Source organism: Streptomyces sp. NPDC050548, from assembly GCF_044457385.1.
Lineage (GTDB): Bacteria > Actinomycetota > Actinomycetes > Streptomycetales > Streptomycetaceae > Streptomyces.
The window spans coordinates 508,213-523,602 of sequence record NZ_JBITGV010000002.1 but is presented as its reverse complement, the minus strand read 5'-3'; the positions used below and the strand labels follow the sequence as shown (position 1 = coordinate 523,602).

The 15,390-nt window shown below is 69.3% G+C and carries 13 protein-coding genes; 6 read left to right on the top strand and 7 right to left on the bottom strand.

The genetic code is table 11. The features are described 5' to 3' along the window. The first annotated feature begins 5 nt into the window (after positions 1 to 5). The gene (locus ACIBJH_RS08225; RefSeq protein ID WP_399116027.1) at positions 6 to 854 is read left to right on the top strand and encodes a bifunctional 5,10-methylenetetrahydrofolate dehydrogenase/5,10-methenyltetrahydrofolate cyclohydrolase; all 849 of its coding nucleotides are present in this window, start codon (positions 6 to 8) and stop codon (positions 852 to 854) included. Here the strand turns inward: ACIBJH_RS08225 and ACIBJH_RS08220 are convergent, their stop codons facing one another. Together ACIBJH_RS08220 and ACIBJH_RS08215 are read right to left on the bottom strand one after the other, a co-directional pair. Further along, positions 855 to 1,745, bottom strand: a complete 891-nt coding sequence (locus tag ACIBJH_RS08220) for a CU044_5270 family protein (RefSeq protein ID WP_399116026.1) — start codon at positions 1,743 to 1,745, stop codon at positions 855 to 857. It abuts the gene before it with no gap. A gap of 87 nt (positions 1,746 to 1,832) precedes the next feature. Continuing rightward, on the bottom strand, positions 1,833 to 2,354 hold the full coding sequence (locus tag ACIBJH_RS08215; RefSeq protein ID WP_399116025.1) for an RNA polymerase sigma factor: 522 nt from the start codon (positions 2,352 to 2,354) through the stop codon (positions 1,833 to 1,835). Positions 2,355 to 2,459: 105 nt separating this feature from the next. Here ACIBJH_RS08215 and ctaD point away from each other — a divergent pair, with 105 nt between their 5' ends. Together ctaD and ACIBJH_RS08205 are read left to right on the top strand one after the other, a co-directional pair. After that, on the top strand, positions 2,460 to 4,076 hold the full coding sequence (gene ctaD, locus ACIBJH_RS08210) for a cytochrome c oxidase subunit I (protein WP_399116024.1): 1,617 nt from the start codon (positions 2,460 to 2,462) through the stop codon (positions 4,074 to 4,076). A gap of 5 nt (positions 4,077 to 4,081) precedes the next feature. Beyond that, positions 4,082 to 4,423, top strand: a complete 342-nt coding sequence (locus ACIBJH_RS08205) for a hypothetical protein (protein WP_399116023.1) — start codon at positions 4,082 to 4,084, stop codon at positions 4,421 to 4,423. A gap of 49 nt (positions 4,424 to 4,472) precedes the next feature. Here ACIBJH_RS08205 and ACIBJH_RS08200 read toward each other — a convergent pair whose 3' ends face one another. After that, positions 4,473 to 6,431 carry a ricin-type beta-trefoil lectin domain protein gene (locus tag ACIBJH_RS08200; protein ID WP_399116022.1) on the bottom strand — a complete coding sequence of 653 codons (1,959 nt, stop codon included), beginning with the start codon at positions 6,429 to 6,431 and terminating at the stop codon, positions 4,473 to 4,475. 181 nt (positions 6,432 to 6,612) lie between these two features. On the opposite strand from ACIBJH_RS08200, the gene ACIBJH_RS08195 reads away from it, so the two are divergent. After that, positions 6,613 to 7,839, top strand: a complete 1,227-nt coding sequence (locus ACIBJH_RS08195; protein ID WP_399116380.1) for a glycosyltransferase — start codon at positions 6,613 to 6,615, stop codon at positions 7,837 to 7,839. Here ACIBJH_RS08195 and ACIBJH_RS08190 read toward each other — a convergent pair. Continuing rightward, positions 7,836 to 8,234, bottom strand: coding sequence for a VOC family protein (locus ACIBJH_RS08190; RefSeq protein ID WP_399116021.1), 399 nt, complete (start codon positions 8,232 to 8,234; stop codon positions 7,836 to 7,838). The genes ACIBJH_RS08195 and ACIBJH_RS08190 overlap by 4 nt on opposite strands. 107 nt (positions 8,235 to 8,341) lie before the next feature. Between ACIBJH_RS08190 and ACIBJH_RS08185 the strand changes: the two genes are divergently transcribed. Further along, positions 8,342 to 9,316 carry a helix-turn-helix transcriptional regulator gene (locus ACIBJH_RS08185; RefSeq protein ID WP_399116020.1) on the top strand — a complete coding sequence of 325 codons (975 nt, stop codon included), beginning with the start codon at positions 8,342 to 8,344 and terminating at the stop codon, positions 9,314 to 9,316. Here ACIBJH_RS08185 and ACIBJH_RS08180 read toward each other — a convergent pair. Further along, the gene (locus ACIBJH_RS08180) at positions 9,313 to 9,978 is read right to left on the bottom strand and encodes a TetR/AcrR family transcriptional regulator (RefSeq protein ID WP_399116019.1); all 666 of its coding nucleotides are present in this window, start codon (positions 9,976 to 9,978) and stop codon (positions 9,313 to 9,315) included. The two genes, ACIBJH_RS08185 and ACIBJH_RS08180, sit on opposite strands and share 4 nt — an antisense overlap. 164 nt (positions 9,979 to 10,142) lie before the next feature. Between ACIBJH_RS08180 and ACIBJH_RS08175 the strand changes: the two genes are divergently transcribed. Next, entirely contained in the window at positions 10,143 to 11,390 is a 1,248-nt protein-coding gene (locus ACIBJH_RS08175) for a YncE family protein (protein WP_399116018.1), read from the top strand. Positions 11,391 to 11,440: 50 nt separating this feature from the next. Here the strand turns inward: ACIBJH_RS08175 and ACIBJH_RS08170 are convergent, their stop codons facing one another. Together ACIBJH_RS08170 and ACIBJH_RS08165 are read right to left on the bottom strand one after the other, a co-directional pair. Then, positions 11,441 to 13,297, bottom strand: a complete 1,857-nt coding sequence (locus ACIBJH_RS08170; RefSeq protein ID WP_399116017.1) for a cellulase family glycosylhydrolase — start codon at positions 13,295 to 13,297, stop codon at positions 11,441 to 11,443. A gap of 88 nt (positions 13,298 to 13,385) precedes the next feature. After that, a complete protein-coding gene (locus ACIBJH_RS08165) occupies positions 13,386 to 15,353 on the bottom strand; it encodes a GTP-binding protein (RefSeq protein ID WP_399116016.1) in 1,968 nt (655 codons plus the stop codon). Positions 15,354 to 15,390: the final 37 nt, after the last annotated feature.

The window sequence follows — 15,390 nt, the reverse complement described above, 5'->3', positions numbered from 1 at the left end:
GGATCATGTCCCAGGCACGGCTCATGGACGGCACGGCGCTCGCCCGGCGCATCGTCGAGGACACCGCGAAGCAGGCCGCCGACCTCACGGAACGCACCGGTACGGCGCCCTGTCTGGCGACGGTGCTTGTGGGCGCGGACCCGGCCTCCGTCACCTACGTGCGGATGAAGCAGAACCGCAGCCGCAAGGCCGGCATCGAGTCCCGGCACGTCGAACTCCCCGCCACCACGACCACCGCCGAACTGGTCGCCACCCTCACCGCGCTCTCCGCCGACCCGACCGTGCACGGCATCCTGCTCCAGCACCCGATGGGCGAACACATCGACGAGCGGGCCGCGTTCGAGGCGATCGCGCCGGAGAAGGACGTCGACGGCGTGACCTTCGCGTCCTTCGCGGCGATGAGCTTCGGGCTGCCGGGCTTCGTGTCCTGCACGCCCGGCGGCATCATGCGGCTGCTCGACGAGTACGACGTCGACCCGTCCGGCAAGCGCGCCGTCGTCGTGGGCCGCAGCGCGATCCTCGGCAAGCCGGCCGGCATGCTGCTCCTGGCCCGCGACGCGACGGTCACCTACTGCCACTCCCGCACCCGCGACCTGTCGGCGGCGGTCCGCGAGGCCGACATCGTGGTCGCCGCCGTGGGCCGCCCCCGGCTGATCCGCGGCGAGGACATCAAGCCGGGCGCGGTCGTGCTGGACGCGGGCTACAACGCGGGCAACGTCGGTGACGTCGACTTCGACTCCGCCGCCGAGCGCGCCTCGCTGATCACGCCGGTGCCGGGCGGCGTCGGCCCGATGACCATCGCCACGCTCCTGGAACAGACCGTGACGGCCGCGGCCCGGCAGCTCGGCGTGTGATCAGCGCGTCCACGCGCTGTACTCCATGACGTCCCCGGCCTTGACGCCGTACTCGGGCTGGTCCTTCGTGAAGGTGCTCTCCATCCCGAGGACGGCGCCGGTGGCCGGATCCATGATCAGCATCAGACGGCTGCCCGACCGCCGATACACATAGGCCTCCCCGCGCCGCCCGAGCCGGTCGGTCACCTCCCCCACCGGCCGCAGCCCCTCCGCCCCCGCGAGCAGCCGCGCCAACACGGCCGACTCACGAGCCCCGAGCGTCCAGTGGTCCAGCAACTCCCCCACGGCGGAAAGGAGTTCGGGAGTGGTCAACGGCGTCTTGCTGTACGCCGTCTCCTGGAGGTACGCCCGCAGTCCCGCCACGTCGTGCGGGGGCCGGGCCTCGGGCGGGACATCGCTCCAACTCGGCGGATACGTCGTCTCCTTGAGGACATGCCCGCCCTCGACGAGACGTTCGGTGTGACTGTCGTCCGCGTTCCAGCGCACGATGCGTTCCTCGGGGATGGTGACCGGCGGTCTGTCGTCGGACATACCGAGGCTCCACGACTGCACGTGAGTTCCCTTGCGCAGAACGGGAGTTCCGTCGACCGCGACCGCCGCGGCGAGAGCGGCGAGCTGTTTCAGGGACACGGGCGTGGAGTGCGCCTGCACGACCAGGGGACGGGGCGCCGCCACGGCGGGAGTACTGCTCGGCCCGCCCAGCGACAGCGTGAACACGGATGCCACTACGGCGACTCCGGCCACGAGACTCCAGAGCAGCCGACGACGGCGTTCATGCAGCAGCCGGTTGAGCCGACGCGAGGCGTGGTGGTCGAGCGGTCCGTCGCCGTAGAGGGAGCCTTCGGCCGTGAACGGGTTGGCGCTGCGCAGTAGTTCAAGTTCATCGACCATGGCGTCGATCCTCCGGTCCAGCTGTATCGCCCCAAAGGGGCGCGGGGAACTGCGCGACCAGCCACGACGGCGCCGCAGGGAATTTGATCATCGTCCCGTCCCTCCCAGCACCACGAGCCGATCAATCTCCGCTCTCAACCGTCGCCGAGCCCGATGCAATCGCATGGCCGCAGCCCGCACACCGCACCCCAGGACAACGGCGACCTCCTCCACACCCAGCTCCTCCCACGCCGTCAACCGCAATACCTCCTGGTCGGCGGCCGACAACCGCGCGAGCGCCTCGTGCACCCACCCACCGGGCGCCTCCGCATCGGGCCCCGCCGCGACCTGCCGCCCGTGCGCGCTCTCGTCATTGCCCAGCCGGTCGACGAGCCTGCGACGGCGCCCATACCCCCGTACCGCGTTGGCCAGGCAGTTGCGGGCAACGCCGTACAACCACGGCAGCGGAGCCGGAGGCAGATCCGCACGGCGGCGCCAGGCGACGGTGAAGACCTCCGCCACCACTTCCTCCACCTCACCGTTCCGCCCGTCCAGTCGCCGGGCAACGTAGCGGCTGACCGCCCAGTAGTGCTCGCGATAGGCAGCGGCGAAGATCTCGTCGTTGCTCATGTTCCGTTCGTGTCCGGCACCCGGGCGATCGTCACACCCGTTTTCGTGATTCTCGTCGCGCCCGCCGAGTGTGACGTGCGGGCGGGGCGCGGACACAGGCGGGGCGTGAGAGACCTCAAGAGCATCAAGTGGCTGACGACCACGGACCACAAGACGATCGGCACGCTGTATCTGGTCACGTCGTTCGCGTTCTTCCTGATCGGCGGCGTCATGGCGCTGCTGATGCGCGCCGAACTCGCCAGACCCGGGCTACAGATCATGTCCAGCGAGCAGTTCAACCAGGCGTTCACGATGCACGGCACGATCATGCTGCTGATGTTCGCGACGCCGCTGTTCGCGGGCTTCACGAACTGGATCATGCCGCTGCAGATCGGCGCCCCGGATGTCGCCTTCCCCCGCCTCAACATGTTCGCCTACTGGCTCTACCTGTTCGGCTCGACCATCGCGGTGGGCGGCTTCCTCACCCCGCAGGGTGCGGCCGACTTCGGCTGGTTCGCCTACTCCCCGCTGTCGGACGCGGTCCGTTCGCCGGGCATCGGCGCCGACATGTGGATCATGGGTCTGGCGTTCTCCGGCTTCGGCACGATCCTCGGCGCGGTCAACTTCATCACCACCATCATCTGCATGCGCGCACCGGGCATGACGATGTTCCGCATGCCGATCTTCGTGTGGAACGTGCTGCTGACCGCCGTCCTGGTCCTGCTGGCCTTCCCGGTTCTCGCCGCCGCGCTCTTCGCGCTGGAGGCGGACCGAAAATTCGGGGCACATGTCTTCGACGCCGCAAACGGCGGTGCGTTGCTGTGGCAGCACCTCTTCTGGTTCTTCGGCCATCCAGAGGTGTACATCATCGCCCTGCCGTTCTTCGGCATCATCTCCGAGGTCATCCCGGTCTTCTCCCGCAAGCCGATGTTCGGCTACATGGGCCTGGTCGCGGCCACGATCTCCATCGCCGGCCTCTCCGTGACCGTGTGGGCCCACCACATGTACGTCACCGGCGGAGTCCTCCTCCCGTTCTTCTCCTTCATGACGTTCCTCATCGCCGTGCCAACGGGCGTGAAGTTCTTCAACTGGATCGGAACGATGTGGAAGGGGTCCCTGTCCTTCGAGACCCCGATGCTCTGGGCCACCGGCTTCCTCATCACCTTCGTGTTCGGCGGCCTGACGGGCGTGATGCTCGCGTCCCCGCCCCTCGACTTCTCGACCTCGGACTCATACTTCGTCGTCGCGCACTTCCACTACGTGGTCTTCGGCACCGTGGTCTTCGCGATGTTCTCCGGCTTCCACTTCTGGTGGCCGAAGATGACCGGCAAGATGCTCGACGAGCGCCTCGGCAAGATCACCTTCTGGACGCTGTTCATCGGCTTCCACGGCACCTTCCTCGTCCAGCACTGGCTGGGCGTGAACGGGATGCAGCGCCGGATTCCCGACTACCTCGCGGTGGAGGGCCTGACGACACTCAACACGGTGTCGACGATCTTCTCGTTCGTCCTCGGCCTGTCGATCCTGCCGTTCCTCTACAACGTCTGGAAGACCGCGCAGTACGGCAAGAAGGTCGAGGTCGACGACCCGTGGGGCTACGGCCGCTCCCTGGAGTGGGCGACGTCCTGCCCGCCGCCGCGGCACAACTTCCTCACCCTGCCCCGGATCCGCAGCGAATCCCCGGCGTTCGACCTCCATCATCCCGATGTCCCGGCCCTGGAAGGGGAGTTGACGTCACGGTGACCACCATGGACGAACTCCCCCTGGACCCGAGGACGTTCCTCAACGACATCGAGGGGCATCTGCTGATCGCTGCCGCCCGCACGGAGGGGCGCGCCGCCGCCGAGCGTTTCACCGCCCGGCTCGACTGGCTCACCGACGGCCAACGGGCCGAAGTGGAGCGGCACTTCGAGGCGGAGTATCTCGAACTCTCCCGCGCGTCCTGGGAGCGTACGGCCGAGCGGGGCAGGCAGTTGCGGGACGAGTACGAGGAGACGTACCGGCGCCTGCGCCAACGCCTGTTCGCCGCCTGCCTGTTGGGGTGTGCGCTGCTCGTGGCTACGGCACTGATCGTCACCGCACTCGCCTAGGCACACGCGTCCCGCCGGCCCTGACGACCGGCGGGACGACGTGCCACGACTAAGTCAGCGTCCACTTCTGGTTGTTCGCCGTGCCGCAGGTGTACAGGATCAGCAGCGTCCCGTTGGCCGTGGCGGCGCCGGACGCGTCCAGGCACAGGCCCGCGTTGACGTTGGTGAGGGTGCCGTCGGAGTTGGCGGTCCACTTCTGGTTGTTCTGGCCGTTGCAGTCCCAGATGACGACCTTCGTGCCGTTGGTGGTGCCGCTGTTGTAGGCGTCCAGGCACTTGTTGCCGTACACCACGAGTTCCTTGCGGGAGGTGTACGTCCAGGCCTGGTTCTGGCCGCCGTTGCAGTCCCAGATCTCGGCCTGGGTGCCGTTGGTGATGGTGTTGTTGTAGATGTCGGCGCAGCGGCCGGACCCGGTGCCGACGACCAGGTTTCCGTTTGTGCCGGGGATGGGCTGGACGTTGACCGCTCCCAGGGTCGGCAGTGAACTGCCGGTGAAGGTGAGGGAGTTGGCGGAGCCCTTCGACAGGTTGACCTGGACCGAGACCGTGCCCTGGCTGGAGCCGGTCGGCGGGAAGGAGACCGTCGTCGCGGTCTGGCTGTTGACCTGGAGGGTGCCGGTGACGGCGGTGGAGCCGGTGTTGGTGTAGGGGATGTCGACGACGTCCAGGCCGGTGCTCGCCGCGCTCACGCCGGTGTACTTGCCGGTGGAGGTGGCCGTGTAGTTGGTGCTCGCCGCCTCGGTGCCGCCGCTCACCTTCAGCATCACCGAGCCGCCCGCCGGGACACTGGCGGTGTAACTCGTGGCGTACGAGCCGAGGTTCGACTGTGCCCAGAGGTCACGGACCGTCGCGGAGGCGCTGGTCAGGCCGAGGTCGGACCAGCGGACGGTGATGTTGGCGGCGGACGAGGTGCGGTTGAGCAGCACGACCGCGCGGTTGCCGGTGCCGGAGAGGACCCTGCCGTAGACCTGGAGGCCGGTGGTGTCCTCGGCGACCTTGACGCCCTGGAGGCCGCGCGCGTCCTGGTCGACGGCGATGACGTCGGAGTTCTTGAGGATCGTGGCGGTCTCGCTGGTCATCGTGGTGAGGTCGTTGCCGGCGAGCAGCGGGGCGCCGGAGATCGCCCACAGGGCCATGTGGGTGCGGTTCTGGGCCGCTGTGAGGCCCGTCATTCCGACGGTGAGCATGTCGGGGTCGTTGTAGTAGCCGGTGTGCTGGGCGGCCGGGTGCAGGGTCTGGTCGAAGTTGGAGAGGACGCTCGCCTGGGAGGCTGTGCCGCCGTAGTAGTAGATGTCCGTGCTGGTCCGCCACATGGGGGCGAGGCCGGTGGCCCAGTTCCAGGTGTTCTGGTAGCCCCAGTTGCAGATGGAGAGGGTCAGCGGGCGGCCGGTGGTGGCCGCGGCCGTGGCGACGGCCGTGCTGATCGACTTGTACGTGGTGGCCGCGTCGAGGCCCTCGGCGTCGCCGCCGCACCAGTCGACCTTCACGAAGTCGAAGCCCCACTGGGAGAACTGGAGCATGTCCTGGGCGTAGTGCCCTTCGCTGCCGGTGTTGGCGGCGGCGGGGCGGCCCGTCGGGTAGTAGTAGCCGCAGCCGTTCGCGCCGGCGTCCGTGTAGATGCCGGCCTTGAGGCCCTTGCTGTGGATGTAGTCGGCGATGGCGCTCATCCCGCCGGGCCACTCGCTGGTGTCGACGGTGATGTTGCCCGCGCTGTCGCGGGTGCCCTGCCACCAGCCCTCGTCGATGTTGATGTAGTTGTATCCGGCCGCCGGGAGACCGGACGCGACGAACGCGTCGACCTGCGCCTTGATGACGCTGTAGTCGATCTTCGCGGCGAAGCTGTTCCAGGAGGCCCAGCCCATCGGGGCGGTGGGCACGGCGATCTGGCGGGTCGTCGAGGCGACCGGGGCGGTCGGGAGGGGGTCCGCGGGCGCTGGTCTCGTGAAGAGAAGCAGGGTGACTGCGGCTGCGGCCATCGCGAGGGCGCGCAGGAGGGGGGCGCGGAACATGCGGCTCCTTTGCCGATATACCGAACAAGGATCGGGTCGCCGAACGAAACGGCGCGCTGAAAGTAGAGCCACCGGAGGACGAAGTCAACGGCTGTGACACAAGGGGCAGTTGGAATCCCCGCGAGAATCCCCCACTCGTCGGCCGACGGGCGCGATACTGACCGGCGTGCGCGTAGCGATCATGACGGCGGGATCCCGGGGCGACGTGGCCCCGTACACCGGACTCGGCCATGCCCTGGCCCGGGCGGGGCACGAGGTCACCCTCGTCACCCACGGAGGTTTCGCGCCCCTGGTGGCGGGGTCGGGCGTCGGCTTCCATCCGCTTCCGGTCGATCCCCGGGCCGAGTTGGAGTCCTCGCGGGGGCGCGGGCTGCATCGCAGCGCCTCGGGCGGGGGCAAGTTGCTGCGGGTGGTCGCGATGGCGCGGGCGCTGGTCGGCCGGATGACCGACGATCTGCTGACGGCCGCGCGGGCGAACGACGTGCTGTTGCTGTCCAGCTCGCTGGGGCCCCTTGGGCATGCCATCGCCGAGGGACTGTCGTTGCCGAGCATGGGCGTCTACCTCCAACCCCTCTCGCCCACACGGGAGTTCGCCCCGCCGGTACTCGGCGGCGGCTCCTGGGGCACGATCGGCAACCGGGTCGCCGGGCACGGGGTGAACCGGGCGGTTGAGCACGTCTTCGCCACCGCCGTACCGGAGGTGCGCTCCCGCCTGGGCCTGGCCCGCACCCGTCCCGGCACCGCGCTCCGGTCCCGGGACGCGCACAACTGGCCCGTCCAGCACGGCTTCAGCCCGCTGATCGTGCCCCGCCCGGCCGACTGGCGCCCCGGGCTCACGGTGGCAGGCTACTGGTGGCCGTACGACACAGACGCCCAACTCCCTTCCGAACTACGGGACTTCCTCGACTCCGGGCCCGCTCCGGTGTTCGTGGGGCTCGGCAGTGCCACCGTGCCCGATCCCGAGCGGCTGAGTGCAGAGATCGTGCGCGCGCTGCGGCGGGCCGGGCTGCGCGGGGTGATCCAGCGCGGCTGGGGCGGCCTCGAAGCGACCGGAGACGATGTCCTGACCGTGGGCGAGGTGCCGCATGCGGCGCTGTTCCCGCGGATGGCGGCCGTGGTCCATCACTGCGGCGCGGGCACGACCGCGGCCGGGCTGCGCGCCGGGGTGCCGGCCGTACCGGTGCCGATCCAGTTCGACGAGGGCTTCTGGGCCGCCCGTCTGGTCGCCCTGGGCGTGGCGCCCCGCGCGGTGCCGCTGCGCCGGCTCACCGCCGGCACCCTGTCCGCCGCACTCGTACGGGCCACCCGCGACCCCGGCTACGCAGAGCGGGCGCGGGCTCTCGGTGCCCGGGTGCGCGCCGAGGACGGGACGGCTCCCGTGCTCGCCGCCCTCGACACACTGACCTAGCGCTGCTGTCGTGCCACGGCCTCGGGGGTGACCGGCGTGAAGAAGTTGATCAGGTTGCCGTCGGGGTCGCGGAAGAGGAGGGAGCGGTTGCCCCACGGCATCGTCGTCGGCTTCTGGACGATCTCGCAGTCGAGGGGTGCCAGGCGGTCGAACTCGGCGTCGACGTCCGGCACGCGGAACTCGATGATCACCGTGCGGTTGGCGGCGGGTTGTGCGGAGCCGGTGCCGAAGAGAGCCACAGTGCGGGTGCTCGCGACCGCCAACGTGCAGGCGGGGGTGACGAGTTCGGCGAAGTCGGGGGTCGACCAGGTGGCCGTGACACCGGTGACCTGTTCGTAGAACCCGACGAGACGGGCGACGTCGTCGGTGATGACACGGATCGAGACGAAGTTCATGGCGGTTTCCTGTCGGGGGTCGTGTGCGGTGCCGGATGAAGCGGCGCCTCCCACGCTAGGACCGATACCGGACAGCTTCCGCCCGGTATCCGAGGCAGACTTTCCGGGTGACCACATCGACCGCCCGCGTACTGGCCCTGCTGGAAATCCTCCAGGGCGGCGGCCTCCGTACCGTCCCCGACCTGGCCGCGCGGCTCGGCGTCGACGAACGCACGGTCCGCCGCTACGTCGGCCATCTGCTGGAACTGGGCGTGCCGGTCGATTCGGTACGCGGTCGCCACGGCGGTTATCGGCTCGCTCCCGGGTATCGGATGCCGCCGCTGATGCTCACGGACGAGGAGGCCCTCGCCGTGGTGCTCGGACTTCTGGCCGGCCGGCGGGCGGGGCTCGTCACCGCGTCGGCCGCGGCGGGCGAGAGCGCCACGGCGAAGCTGCTGCGGGTGCTGCCCGCCGCCCTGCGCCGACGGCTCGACGCGCTGCTCGACACCGCCGACTTCACCGCGCGACCGCGTGCCGCCACCGCCCCGGAGACGGAGGTGCTGCTCGAACTCGCCGAGGCCGCGCTCCATCGGCGGCCGGTGGCACTCGGCTACACCGACCGGAAGGGCCGTACCAGTGACCGCACGGTCCTCCCGTACGGGCTGGTCGCGCATGCCGGGCGCTGGTATCTGACCGGCGCCGACCCTGGCGACGGCGAGGTCCGCACCTTTCGCCTGGACCGCGTCACCGTGCTGCGCGTGCGCTCCGGCTCGTTCGAGGTGCCTGCGGAGTTCGATCCGGCGGCCACCGTGCTGGACAGCCTCGCGCGCACGCCGTGGAGGCACGACGTGTCCCTGCGGATCCGGGGCAGTGCGGAACATGTTCGCGGGCGTCTCCCGGCCGGGATCGCCACCCTGACCACGGTCGACGAGGACACCGACTGGGTCCGTGTCCGGATCCGGGCCGAGCGGCTGGACTGGATCCCGCCCGTCCTCGCGGCCCTCGACCGCCCGTTCGTCGTCGAGCGCCCCGCCGCCCTGCGCGACCTCGTGCGCGCGCTGGCCCGCCGCCTGGACGAGTACGCGACCGACGAGTCGCCCTAGTCCGTGTCCTGGCGGCTCCAGCCCGGTGGCTGCATGATGCCCACGAGCTGTCGGACCAGTTCGTCGACGATCTCGTCCAGCGTGGCGTCCACCCAGCCCGCGCTCCAGTCGTGGAGGAGGCCGTTGACGCTGCCGATGAACGCCGTCGCGGCGATGCGGTAGTCGCGCCGCGCCGCCTCCCCGCGCTCGGCCGCGGCTCTCGCCTCGCCGCGGATGAGGTTGATCCAGCGGGCGCGGCGGGCCAGCCGCTGTTCCTCAAGGCGCGGGCTGACGCCGACGATCTCGACGAAGGTGATGCGGATGCGGCGCGGGTCACCGGTGACGTTCGCGGCGTAGGCGTGGAAGATCGCGGTCGCCCGCTCGACGAGCGGCAGGCCTTCGGCGGCGTCGAGCGCGATCAGTACGGCTTTCTCGGCCCAGTCGTTGACCTGGAGGTGGAGCGCGGCCAGCACGTCCTCCAGGCTGCGGAACTCCTCGTAGAACTGCCGGGTGGACAGCCCCGCGGCCTCGCTGAGCGCGGCGACGGTCGTGCCGCGGTAGCCGGGGGTGTCGCCGAAGAGCTGGAGCGCGGCGTCCAGGAAGCGTCCGCGTCGCTCGGCCTGTCGCTGCTCGGCGGACTTGCCGCCGTAACGACCGGTCGGCGCCTTGAGCCTGCCCGCCACTGTCACACCTCTATCTTGTCGACCATCGCCCAATCTTGTCGTGTCCGCAGTCTTGCGGAGAAGAGGGCCCGTCCTTACTTTTCAGTAAGTTCATTCTGAATTCGCGCGTGTTCAGATTTCTTCACATCCTCCGGCACCCTCTCACCTCACAGAAGAGAGCAGTCATGCCTGCCTTCAGACCCAGGCACCTTTGCTCCATGGCCGCCGCCCTCGTCCTGACCGTAGCCGCTCCCGCGACGGCCGCCACAGCCGACTCCTCCGCCGCCCTGCGCGAGGTGCTCTTCGTCGGCAACAACTGGGACGGCACCGCGGACGTCATCAAGTCCACCGGCGACTTCGCGAAGATCGGGGAGATCAACATCGTCCCCGACAAGGCGGCACGGCTGGCGGAGATCAACGCCGACCCGATCAAGTGGATCTACTACACGTCCATCCACAACGAGGTCGGACAGGGACACGACCAGTACGTGGACGACATGTACTCCACGCCGGACGGCAAGTCCCTCGTCGTCTCCCGCCCCAGCTTCGCCGACGTCGTGTCCATCAACCTCGCCACCGACACCATCAACTGGCGTTTCCCGGTGGCCGGTTACCGCGCCGACCACATGGCGGTCTCCCCCGACGGCACACGCGTCGCGGTCTCGGCCTCGACCGCGAACAAGGTGCAGGTGCTGGACATCAACACCGGTGCCGAACTGGGTGAGTTCGCCACCGGCGACAAGCCGCACGAGAACTTCTTCACCAACGGCGGCAAGTACATCTGGAACATGGCGATCGGCGAGGTCACCACCGCCCTCGACGACCCGGCCTGGGACTGGACCAAGGGCGACCGGCACATCACCGTCGTCGACGCCACCACGTTCAAGCAGGTCAAGATCATCGATATGCGGGACCGGCTGGACGCGATCGGCCTCACGAACTTCTCCGACGCGGTCCGCCCGGCCGCCTTCACACCGGACTGGTCCAAGCTGTACTTCCAGGTGTCGTTCTTCAACGGCTTCCTGGAGTACGACGTCGCCACCGACAAGATCACCCGCGTGAAGACGCTCCCGGCGAACCCCGCGACCAGCACGGACCGCACCACCTGGCTGCTCGACTCGCGCCATCACGGCATCTCGATGAACCCGGAGGGCACCAAGCTGTGCGTCGCCGGGACGATGGACAACTACGCGACGGTCGTGGACCGGGCCACCCTGCAGGAGGGTCCGCTCGTCACGGCGTCCACGCCGTACTGGGCGACCGTGAGCGGTGACGGCAAGGACTGCGTCATCTCGGAGGCCGGCGCCGACCAGGTGACGGCCATCGACTTCGCCACCGGCCAGAAGGTGCTCTCCGTCCCGGTGGGCGACCATCCGCAGCGCGTACGGCTGGGTCATGTGCAGGCCGACTGGACGAGCCCGTCCGCGAGTTGACCGACCGTCAACGGCACCGGTCCCCGAGGGGATCGGTGCCGTTGCGTGTGTCAGCTGTGCGCCGCCGCCCATGCGGCCAGTTCGGACTTGGCCGCGCTCAGCAGTGTCGAGGAGGGGCTCGACGCGCCGTTGGTGATCAGGGCGTAGTGCAGGGTTCCCGAGCCGGAGGCCGAGAGCAGGAGGCGGTGACTGCCGGTACCGCCCGGTTCGTTGGCGAAGCCGATCGGGGTCGACGACGTGTACGCCGGGACGCCCGAGACGGCTCCCAGGTCCGAGACCACGGTGGTGGACGCGGCCGGGAAGGATGCCGGGAGGTGGAGTTCGGTCGGCGCGGTGGAGCTGTTGGAGCGCCACATCAGCAGGCCGTACTGGCCGGAGCCGACCAGCGAGGACACGTTCGGGAGGGTGCTGGGCACCGGGTTCCAGGTGAGGGTGGTGGAGCCGTCGCGGGAGCGGTCCTCGTAGGTGAAGGCGACCGTGGTGCCTGCGGTCGCGCTCGGGTAGATCCGGTCGAGCAGCCGGGCGTCCTGACGGAGTGTCACCGTGCCGGAGTCGGTCATGTTGACGGCGGAGAGGTCCTCGTCGTTCCAGGCGTCGCCGGTGGTGAGCACCTTGTCGGGGTTGTCGTTCATCAGCTCGTGGTGGCGGCCGTTGTAGATGTCCCACTGCCACTGCGTACCGGACAGGACCGGGCCGGAGCCGCTCGGGTTGGACCACCAACTCGCCCCCGGCAGACGGGAGTCGAGGGCCTGGTACATCGCCTTGAGGACGGTCGGCGCCTTGCCCGCGACCGTGCCGGACAGCGGATGCCCGAACTCGCTGACGATGGCGGCGGTGCCGGCGGCGGTGGCCCGGTCACGGACCGTGCCGAAGTCGGTCGAGTACTGGCCGTCGGCCGCGTTCCCCCACATCAGGATGCCGGAGATCGCCTTCTGGTCGTAGAAGTGGGTGTTGAAGACATAGCGCGAGCCGAGCGTGCCCGCGTCGAGGAGTCCGCCCTCCTGCACCTGGCTGGAGATGTTGGAGTTCCAGAAGAGGTTGGGCTCGACGAGGGCGGGCTTGGCGCTCCAGCCGGCCGCGTCCATCCGCGCGCGGAACTTCACGTAGAAGGGCCAGAGCAGGTTCTGCTCCCAAGTGCGGCTGGTCTGGCCCGAGTCGTAGGTCCCCGCGAAGGGCTCGTTGTACGGGTCGAAGCCGACGACACCGGCGAACTCTTCGGTGGTCAGGTGCTGTTGGATGTACGTCATGGTCGACTGGGCGGTGGCGAGGAAGGAGTCCTGGAGGCCGTAGTTGTTGTGCCAGAAGTCGTACTGGGCCTTGGTGACGGCCGAGTTCTGGGTGATGTTCTGGCCCCAGAAGAGGCAGATCCCGCAGGACTCCTGGGGGTAACTCCCCAGCGCGACGGCCCACTTGGGCGCGCCGTCGCCGGTGTACCAACTACCGCTGTTGAACAGGTACTTGGAGTAGAGGTCCTGGTGGAAGTCGGGGTAGACGCGGATGCCGGCGTCGAGGAACGCCTGCATCTGGGCGGTGGCGGCGGCCAGGTACGTGGTGTCGACCTGGCCCCGGACGGGTTCGGCGTAGGCCCAGGAGAGCAGGAAGCGGACCGAGTTGCCGCCGCCGAGAGCGCGCAGCGCGGTCGCGGACTTCTTCGCGTCGGCTACCGACGCGAAGGGAAGACCGCTGTTCTCCGCGAGCTTGGTCTCGCCGGAGACGTTGTAGCCGCGCAGCACGACCTGGCGGCCGTAGCTGTCGACGAAGCTGCCGTTCTGGACGGTCAGCGCAGAGCCGTCGAACCAGAGGGAGTCGGTTGGGGTGGCGGCGGTGGCGGGCCCGGCACCCAGCACCGACAGGAATCCGCAGAGGACAACCAGGACAACGATCAAACGCGCCCGGACATTCGTCATGTCCACTACAGTCCGGTGGTTTCCGGACACTGTCAACACTTCTGACTCACGAGTAAGTTCCCACGCTGCAAGCCCTGTTGAAACATTCTCAGCCGACCCGGCGCGTCACGTTCAGCAGGTACTCCTTCCGGTTCAGCGGGTTGTGGTCGGTCCGCGCCCGCTCCGGAACGGTCCCGCGCGCGACGGGCGCGTAGTGGTCGAAGGCGCTCTCCCACTCCCCCTCTCCGCGCGTCAGCCCCGGCAACTGCCGCTCAAGACCGTGCACTTGGGCCGCCGGGACCACTCCCTCCAGCACACAGAGCGACCCCTGCGTCTCGGTGGCCTGCGGTACGGCCCGCACCGCGGCGAGGACCGGCAGCAGGGCGCCCAGGGCGTCGGCCGGGGCCTCGACGCGGAACCGGTGCATCGGCTCGTACACCTGGCTCCCCGCCCGCCGCAGCGCCTCGACGAGGACCAGCGGGGTCAGCGCGCGGAAGTCCGCGCCGGTGCTCGACATGCTCTTGTCGAAGCCCTGGTGGGCGTGGCTCTGCCGGGGCGAGTACCCGGAGTGCGTCATGGTCACCACGCAGTCGGTGACCCGCCAGCCGTGCAGCCCCTGCCCGAGCGTCTCGCGCACGGTGTCCTCGACGGCCTTGAAGAAGGCGTACGGCATCGCGCCCAGCTCGACTTCGAGAGCGAACCGCACACCCGAGCCGACCGGGGCCGGGTCGATACGCAGGCCGACCGTGGCGAGGAACGGGTTCTCGTCCTTCTTGTTGAACTCGGCCGCCGTGCCCGTGCCGACCGGCCGTTCGATGCACAGGGGTGTCGTCTCGCGGAAGGTGACATGCACCCCGAACTCGTCGGCCAGCGTGGCCTGGACGACCTCCTTCTGGACCTCGCCGTAGAGGGAGACGGCGGTCTCCTGACGCACTTCGTCGTGGCGCAGGCCGATCAGCGGGTCCTGTTCGGCGAGGCGGGTGAGCGCGAGATGCAGGGCGCGCCGGTCGGCGTCCGAGCCCGGGACGACGACGGTTTCGAGGGTCGGCGGCGCGAAGAAGTGCTCGTACGCCTTCCTCGGTGTGCCGATCGCGTCGCCGATCCTGATCTCGCCGAGGCCCCACAGCCGGCCGATCCGGCCCGCCGGGACGGAGTCGGTGCCGATGTCCGTGCCGTGGTCGAAGACGCTGATCGCGGCGACCTTGCCCTCCTCGCCGGCCTCGCCGAAGGTGATCCGGTCGCGGGTGCGGAGGGTGCCGGAGAACATCCGCGCGTAGGCGACCTTCTCCCCCGCCGGACCGCGCTCGACCTTGAACACCGTGCCGGAGAGCGGGCCTTGGGGGTCGCCATCGGCGGCGGGGAGCAGTTCCTTGATGCCGGTGATCAGGGCGTCCACGCCGGCGCCCGTGATGGCGGATCCGAAGTAGACCGGGTGCACGAGGGCCTGGCGGGTCTGGACGGCGAGGGCGGTGCGCAGCAGGTCGTACGACACGGTGTTCTCGACGTAGGCGGCGAGCAGTTCGTCGTCGTGGTCGGCGAGGACGGCCACCGCGCCCGGGTCGAGGCCCGGCCGGAAGCAGGCCGCCGGGGTGCCGATGTCCTCGACCGTGCCCATCGGTACAACCGCTGCCCTGAGCCGGTCGGAGATCTCCCGCAGCAGCTCGTCGTGGCGGGCTCCGCGGCGGTCGATCTTGTTCACGAAGAGGAGCGTGGGGATGCGCAGTCGCTGGAGCGTGCGCATCAGGACGCGGGTCTGCGGCTGGACGCCCTCGACCGCCGAGACGACCAGGACGACGCCGTCCAGCACGCCGAGCACGCGCTCCACCTCGGCGATGAAGTCCGGGTGGCCCGGGGTGTCGATGAGGTTGACGGTCACGTCGTCGACCGGGAAGGAGACGACGGCGGACTTGATGGTGATACCGCGCTGCCGCTCCAGTGCGAGCGTGTCGGTGCGGGTGCTGCCCTCGTCGACGCTGCCGATCTCGTCGATCACACCGGCCGAGTGCAGCAGCCGTTCGGTCAGACTGGTCTTACCTGCGTCTACGTGCGCGAGGATGCCGAGGTTGAGCAAGTGCACCTGGTGTCATGTCCTTTGATGAGGGTGGCCTTCCTTC